Here is a 6,595-nt window from a genome sequence, read left to right as displayed (position 1 = left end):
TGCCCCCAACCAGGAACGAGATGGACGCTTGGGTAGAACAGCAGATGACACTGCGGGTCTCCTTCGATCAACGCAGCAAGACGCACCACCCCGCGAGTCGGAGCAGCACCAGAAAGGGCAGCCCTGCACAGCGCGTCGTGTGATCGACGACAGCGATACCCCGGGCAAGAAATTAGAGCTAGTGGCGGAACCGAACTAGCCATTCTGGGTAGAACGTCCGTTCGACCATCCGTTCTAGGGTCTCAAATCACCCTGGACTATCCAGATTGCGACACCCCGGATCAAACACAGAGCAAACGCCCACCCCGCAATGCCCCCACATGACCGTCCGGTAAGCCACCGCCTATCGGGCGGACTTCTTGGACAACTGCTTCGTAGGACCTTCCCCTTACGAGAGGGCAATTCGCCCACACCGGCCGGGTGCTCTCATTGCACGCGCTAGAGGCAGGGGTGCGGAAGAAGCTCGCGTAGCCTCGACAAATGGACTTAGTTGCACTGATTGCGGCAGGTGTCGCTTTGGCGGCCGCCCTTGTGGCCACGTACGTGGCGATCGCCGCCCTGCGGGAGTTGAAAAAGATCCGTGCGCAGACGCGCCTAACCCGTGAGGAGCGGGAGGAACGCGGCGTTAGGCAGTCACTCAAGGACGAGGGCTTCACAGACGAGGAGATAGCTGACGCGCTCCGAGCTACAGGTATTAGCCGCGAATAGGTACCGACACACGGAGGGGGCCCGCAGCGATGCGGGCCCCCTCTTTAGAGAGTGCTAAGCGACAATGCGCATCGATGATGCTTCGCCGTCCATGATGCCCAGGTTGCCGGTGTCCCTAGCCGGCCCGAACTTGGACCCTCTGAAGACATCGTCGCGGTACAGCTCCAGCCTGCACGGAGACACCACTTGGAACGACCGGATTCGGTCATTCCAATTGGCCTGCGGGATGGGATTCAGCACCTTGTATTGACCGTAGGTGTAGCTCTGGGCGACTCTGCAGGGCGCCTCGCTCAGGCTCACCGTGTACGACTTGCTCGAGCCCGTGTAGTTCTGGCCATCGAAGATCTTGACTAGCAGGTACGTCTGCGCCGCGACGGCAGCAACGGCTGAAGAACCGTCGGTCTTCTTCATCGCTGCAGCACGTGCCGCCTGGGCCTTGGCCGATGGCTGCTTCATTGCTTTGCTCACTGGCTCCGACGGGCGCGGAGCCAGGTGAATGCCGTAGGTCGTGTAGACGGCGTCTGCCAACGCTTGGTCAGAAGAGGCGCACAATGAGCGGCCTGTATCCACTTCCTCCCAACAAGACTGCGGTGTACCAGCGCTGGCTGGCGCAGCGGCCCCCAGAACGCCCGCGAGCAGAGTCGCCGAAGCAGCGGTTGCAAGGAGGGTCAAAAACTTCTTTGTCATGTCAATCCTTTCAGCGGGGAAGGTCCCCCGCAGACACACTGACAGACAAGTGCGTATAGATTAAGGGCAATCATGAGCAATGCATGCTTTGTGAATGCGTTCTATGGCCTTTAGTCGCGGACCGGTTTGGAGAAACCGACCACCCGCCCGGTAGACCACCGCGTAACGGGCGCCCGCAGAGCGGCTTCCCTAAGAATGTCAGGCACCTCGCCCGCAGCGGCATGTGCTGACGCAGCCAGCTCAAGGGGTCTTCAGAGCTGCCACGAGTTGGCGGCCTGTCGTCGCCCTGCCGCAAACGCTGATGCCTGGTCCAATTTGTGCGCCCCTGCCACTCCGATAAGCCACCGCCTGGTGGTGTTCTGGATCACGTCTTGATGTCCTGTTTGAGGAATCCTCTTACAATGTGGTCCATGAGGAGATTTACGGCGGGGGTCGCCGTGGCGGCGGTTGCGCTGCTGCTGACCGGGTGTGCCGGGATTAGCAGCGAGATGGGCGGGCCACCGGCCCCGACCGGCACCGCGACGAACGGAACCGGGGTGCCGGACCGGCAAGCCGTCCTCGACGAGCTCGGTGCGCCCCCTACCTCGGGGCCGCCGGACCCAGCCCGCCTCGCCGAACTGCGGCAGAAGGCCACCGACCAGCGTTGGGACCAGGTGACAAAGCAATTCCCCGACGCGGTCCGACCCGAGGTCGCCCTGGTCCACGAGATCGAGGGCGGCGACCTCGACCCGCTCATCGCGTGCCTCCGCGAGGCCGGCCTGCCCGTGGTCGACGACGTCGGGAGAGGTAAGGACGGCTCGACCTCGCAGGGCTATTCGTTCGAGATGCCCGACGGCGGGCCGCAGCGCGAGCAGGCCGAACTCGCCAGCTACCGCTGCAACGTCATGTACCCGAGCCCCGTCGCTGAGACGCTCACGGTCGGGCAAGCGGCGTGGTTGTACGACTACCAGACCATGTTCCAGCTGCCGTGCTTCGAGGCGCTCGGCGCCCCGTCAACCGAGCCGAGCATGACTCGCGAGGAGTTCGCGTCGACCTGGCCCCACCAGGGCTGGTTCCCGAGCGCTGGATCAGCATCCAGTCAAGGGCTGACGGACGCCGAAGCGGAACGAGTCGACAAGACCTGCCCCGCGCCCGACTCGGAAACTTTCGGCTAAGGATGCCGTAGCAGCTAGAGGCAACGCATATTCGAGGCGGCACATCCGGCCACAGAAGATTCGGCCAGCAACTTGCTCCAACAAGTACTAGGAAAGCAGTTGCGCAAATGTCGATTCACGTAAAGCCCCTTCTCATTTGTTTGGTGAAAATCCTCATCGCAAGCCTCAGTGTTGGCCTGACTGCCATAGGCGTTCTAGGCGGCAATCGAGCACACCCAGGTATGTACATCGGGGCCGAGAAGCGAGATGACTACCGACCCTAATGAGGCGGAGCAGCTTGGCATTGCTGGTTTATCGACTGGTCCATTCGCCCTGAGATGGCTTAGAGGGAGCCCGTAGCCTGCGCTACGAGCTCCCTCTCGCTTCGGCGATCGTTCATCGGACGTTCTGCGGCTGCGACCACTCCCCCGGACCTCCGGGCGTATTGCTGTCTCAGATAGGCCGTCCGAAATAGGTTCCGGTGACGGCACCCTCTGTGAGGCTGAAGACCACCGGGACCCTCATCGGCTACGCCCGCGTCTCCATCGACACCCAGGACCTCACCGCGCAGCGGGACGCCGCCTGCGCGCTGGGAGTGCCGCCGGAACCGATCTACAGCGACCGCGGCCTGACAGGGACTAATAGGGAGCAGCCTGGGCTCCGAGAGGCTCTGGCGGCCTGCCGGCAGGGCGACACCCTGGGCGTGACGAAGCTCGTTCGCCTCGCGCGATCGCTGCGAGACGCAACCGACATCGCTGAAGAGCTGACGCGCCGGCAGGTGCGGCTGACCCTCGGAGGGTCGGTCTACGACCCGACCGACCCCGTCGGGCAATTGCTCTTTGTCGTCCTGGGGATGGTGGCCGAGTTCGAGTCCGACCTTATCCGAGCGCGCACGCGCGAGGGCATGGCCACGGCGAAGGTGCGGGGGAAGCTCAAGGACCGAAAGTCCAAGCTCTCTCCCGCGCAAGAGCGGCACATGGTGGCGATCCACCGCGCCGGTGACCACACGGTCGCCGAGCTGGTGGAACTGCTCGGCGTGGGGCGGGCGACGGTCTACCGGGCGCTCGAGCGGCACCCGGCCGCGGTCGATTCAGCCGTGACACTCCCCCGCGCCGACGCCTGATCTCACAGCCGTGTTCCATGAACGAGGGCCGGCGAGGCCGTACTGTGCTGGCCGTGACCTCGCTGGCTGAGAGTGCCTATATCTACCGTGATTTCCCGGTCGGATCGTCCAGCGGGGTCGGTGCATGGCTCTTGGCTCTCGCACCGGAAACCGGCGAGTCCACCACTGTCATCTTGCCGACCCGCGATCTCCACCACGACCCCGTCCCAGAAGCAGACGAGCGCCTGAGAGACGAGGCTTACCGGGCCGTCGAGTGGCGCTCGAGCGGCGCAGAGCGCTGGGTCACGGACCTTGAAGGACTGGGCGGCCAGTAGCGTGCATCCGTAATTACTGAACTACGGACGGTCTAGTCGTCGAGCTGCGCGCGGACGCGGCGGGCGATGGCCCCTTGCAGCTCGTCGTTTTCCAGCAGCTCTGCAACGAGGGCACGGGTAACGTGCACGTGCACGACACACACTCGGCCCTGAGCCTCTGCGAGGCCTGCGGCGTAGTCGACGAGGCCTCGGTAGACCTGGGGTGACAGGTCTGCGGTGATGCGTACGGGCTTGGCTCGAATGACGTTCGGCCGGGGTGCTGACGTCGCCTCGGCGGCGGGCGCTCCGGGCTGGCTCTGCTCGGGCGTCGTCGATGCGGCTCTCTCCGTTGCGCGGGCAGCTCGTGCTCGCAGCTCTTCCGCTTTGGTCATCGTCCTGCTCCCAGCGTCTCGATCTCGTCGGCGGCGTCGGCGTACTTGCCGAGTTCGGTGACCGGGCCGGACCCCCCGCGCGCGCGAGGGTCTCGGCGAGATCCTGGGGTCTCGGGACACGGGCCGCGCGGGCGCGAGCCGAGCGGGCGCGAGCCGAGCGGGCGCGAGCCGCGCGGTCAGCGGTCGAAGAGGTTGCCGAGGCCGGGGATCTGGAAGCCCTCGCCGAGGTTGCCGAGCTGGTCGCCCAGCCCACCCACCTGCTCGCCGAGTCCGCCGACCTGCTCGCCGAGTCCGCCGAGGTACTCCTCGCCGCCCGCGGTCAGGCCGTCCAGCCCCTCGAAGCCGAAGCCGTTGGTCAGCTGGTCGAAGTCGATGCCCGACGTCACGGCGTCGGACAGCAGGGGCAGGGCGACGCTGCTGACGGCGGCCGCCCCGGCCACGGCGACCGCGAGGCCCGCGACCCCCGCCACTCCGGCGCCGACCGCGGCACCTGCCGCGACCTTGCCCCCCGTGCTGCCGAGCACGCGCTTCATCAGGCCGGGGTGTGCGGTCTCGCCACGGGTCGCCGCCCGGGCGAGGTCGGCCGGGGCGCTCGACGCGGGACGCTCGCCCGCGGGCACCTCGGCGCTCAGGCGGGCGAGCACCTGCTGACGCTGCTCGGGGGTGAGGCGCTCGAAGGCGTCGCGGTGGACCTGCTCGAGCTGCTGCGGCGGGGCGGTCTGCAGCAGGTAGTCGTACTTGGCGAGGGCCGCGCGGTCCGCGGCGGACCCCTGGGGGGCGTGGCCCCCGGTGGCCGGGCGCCCGACACCCCGCTGCGGCGCCCCGTACCCGTCGCGCTGGGGCTGGCGGCCGCCCTGCTGCGGCTGCCCGCCCTGGCGGTCGTCGCCGGTCACCTTGTCGGAGACCTTGCGCACCACGTCACGCCAGTCGGTGGAACCGCCGGACGCGCCACCGCGGCCGGACGAAGAAGAAGAGGAGTTGCCGAGCGCACGCGCGGCGGCACCCAGGAGACGGTCGAAGTTGGCCATGCAAGCGATCATCCCGGGCCCGCATCCGAGAAGCCCCCGCAGGAGCCGAGCATCGCCCGGGAACGGCGCGTCCACCGCTGCGGGTTACGCCCGAGCCCTCCTCCGGGTTACATTCGCAGGGGACGTCCGCGCGGGCCCGACCGCGACGCGCGCTCCATCCTCAGGAGGTGTCGCATGGGCAAGGCAGCAGTCACGGGCTGGGTCGCCCTCGCGATGCTGGTCTCGGGCGCGGCGCTCGTCCTCGCCGCCACCTTCCGCCTGGCCACGGTCGGGCTCTTCGCCGGCGGTTTCCTGCCCATCGGCGACCTCGACTTCGTCACCATCGCGATCTGGCTGCTCGGTGCCGCCCTCGTCGTCGGCGGCGTGGCCCTCGCCCTCGTCGGGCTGACCGACCGGGTGCTCGGTGCCCTGCCGCGCGACGAGCCGGAGCACCCTCTCGAGCACGAGGCCGTCCGCGAGACGACGCCGGCCCCGGTCCGACCGACCACCCAGGAGGCGCGGGTCCTGTCCGCAGGACGGCCGACGGCCGCCCCCGTGGTCGCGTCCGCCCCCGTCCTCGCCGCCACGCCGACGCCGGCGATCGCCTCCGCCACGGGCACGCCCGTCGAGACCGCGTCCACCCGCTCCGCCGTACCCGAGCAGGCTCCCGCCGGGCCGACCCTCGCCGAACGCCTGCGTCCCGTGCTGTCGTCCGCCGCCACCCGGGTCGCGGCCGCCGTGCGCGCCACGGGTGACGCCCTGGCCCGGGCCGGTCGGGCCACGGCACGGGCCGTCCGTCGCGCCTCCCGGGCCGTGGTCGCATGGGTCCGACGCACCACCCCGGTCGTCGTCGCCTGGTTCCGCACGACCGGCACCACCGTCGCGACGCGCACCCGACCGGCCGCCCGCTCGACCTGGGACGGCGTGCGTCACGGCAGCCGGGCCACCGCGGCCGGTGCCGTCGTCGCCGCCCGGGCCACGGGGGCGACCGCACGACGCGCCTCCTCCGCCGCCGCAGCCAGGGCCCGTGAGAACGCGCGCAGCCTGGCGGACGCCCGCGCCGCCGCCCGACAGGCGGAGCACGACCGCGAACTGGCCCGCGAAGCGGCGCGCCTCGACTTCCTGACCTCGCGCCGCACCCCCGCCGCGCCAGCCACGTCGCCCACCGCCGCGGTGGTCACCGCGGGGGCCACCCCCGCCGAGGCCGCGGTCGGCGAGCGCGAGTCCGCGCCGCTGTCGCACACCGCCTGAC

The 6,595-nt window shown here is 68.7% G+C and carries 8 protein-coding genes; 5 read left to right on the top strand and 3 right to left on the bottom strand.

The genetic code is table 11. From position 1 onward, the window contains the following. Positions 1-480 precede the first annotated feature (480 nt). The gene (locus EDF21_RS16290; RefSeq protein WP_123572118.1) at positions 481-708 is read left to right on the top strand and encodes a hypothetical protein; all 228 of its coding nucleotides are present in this window, start codon (positions 481-483) and stop codon (positions 706-708) included. Positions 709-762: 54 nt separating this feature from the next. On the opposite strand, the gene EDF21_RS16595 is transcribed toward EDF21_RS16290, so the two are convergent. Next, complete coding sequence (locus EDF21_RS16595; RefSeq protein WP_148053746.1) at positions 763-1,395, bottom strand: hypothetical protein; 633 nt, start codon at positions 1,393-1,395, stop codon at positions 763-765. A 410-nt stretch (positions 1,396-1,805) separates the two neighbouring features. Here EDF21_RS16595 and EDF21_RS16280 point away from each other — a divergent pair, with 410 nt between their 5' ends. The 3 genes from EDF21_RS16280 to EDF21_RS16270 all read left to right on the top strand — a co-directional run bounded on the left by EDF21_RS16280 (position 1,806) and on the right by EDF21_RS16270 (position 3,965). Beyond that, positions 1,806-2,549 carry a hypothetical protein gene (locus EDF21_RS16280; RefSeq protein ID WP_148053745.1) on the top strand — a complete coding sequence of 248 codons (744 nt, stop codon included), beginning with the start codon at positions 1,806-1,808 and terminating at the stop codon, positions 2,547-2,549. Positions 2,550-3,024: 475 nt separating this feature from the next. Further along, entirely contained in the window at positions 3,025-3,651 is a 627-nt protein-coding gene (locus EDF21_RS16275) for a recombinase family protein (protein WP_233568558.1), read from the top strand. Between the two features lie 53 nt (positions 3,652-3,704). After that, positions 3,705-3,965 (top strand): hypothetical protein, encoded by a 261-nt coding sequence (locus EDF21_RS16270; protein ID WP_148053744.1) that lies wholly within the window; start codon positions 3,705-3,707, stop codon positions 3,963-3,965. A gap of 32 nt (positions 3,966-3,997) precedes the next feature. Here EDF21_RS16270 and EDF21_RS16590 read toward each other — a convergent pair whose 3' ends face one another. Both EDF21_RS16590 and EDF21_RS16265 read right to left on the bottom strand, forming a co-directional pair. Then, entirely contained in the window at positions 3,998-4,336 is a 339-nt protein-coding gene (locus tag EDF21_RS16590; RefSeq protein WP_148053743.1) for a DUF2274 domain-containing protein, read from the bottom strand. A gap of 176 nt (positions 4,337-4,512) precedes the next feature. Next, entirely contained in the window at positions 4,513-5,364 is an 852-nt protein-coding gene (locus EDF21_RS16265; RefSeq protein WP_123572114.1) for a cation-transporting ATPase, read from the bottom strand. A gap of 174 nt (positions 5,365-5,538) precedes the next feature. On the opposite strand from EDF21_RS16265, the gene EDF21_RS16260 reads away from it, so the two are divergent. Beyond that, the gene (locus EDF21_RS16260) at positions 5,539-6,594 is read left to right on the top strand and encodes a hypothetical protein (RefSeq protein WP_123572113.1); all 1,056 of its coding nucleotides are present in this window, start codon (positions 5,539-5,541) and stop codon (positions 6,592-6,594) included. The last annotated feature ends 1 nt before the right edge of the window (position 6,595 follow it).

Origin of the sequence: Frigoribacterium sp. PhB118, from assembly GCF_003751725.1 — a bacterium.
GTDB lineage: Bacteria > Actinomycetota > Actinomycetes > Actinomycetales > Microbacteriaceae > Frigoribacterium.
This window is presented reverse-complemented; position numbering and strand designations above follow the sequence as displayed.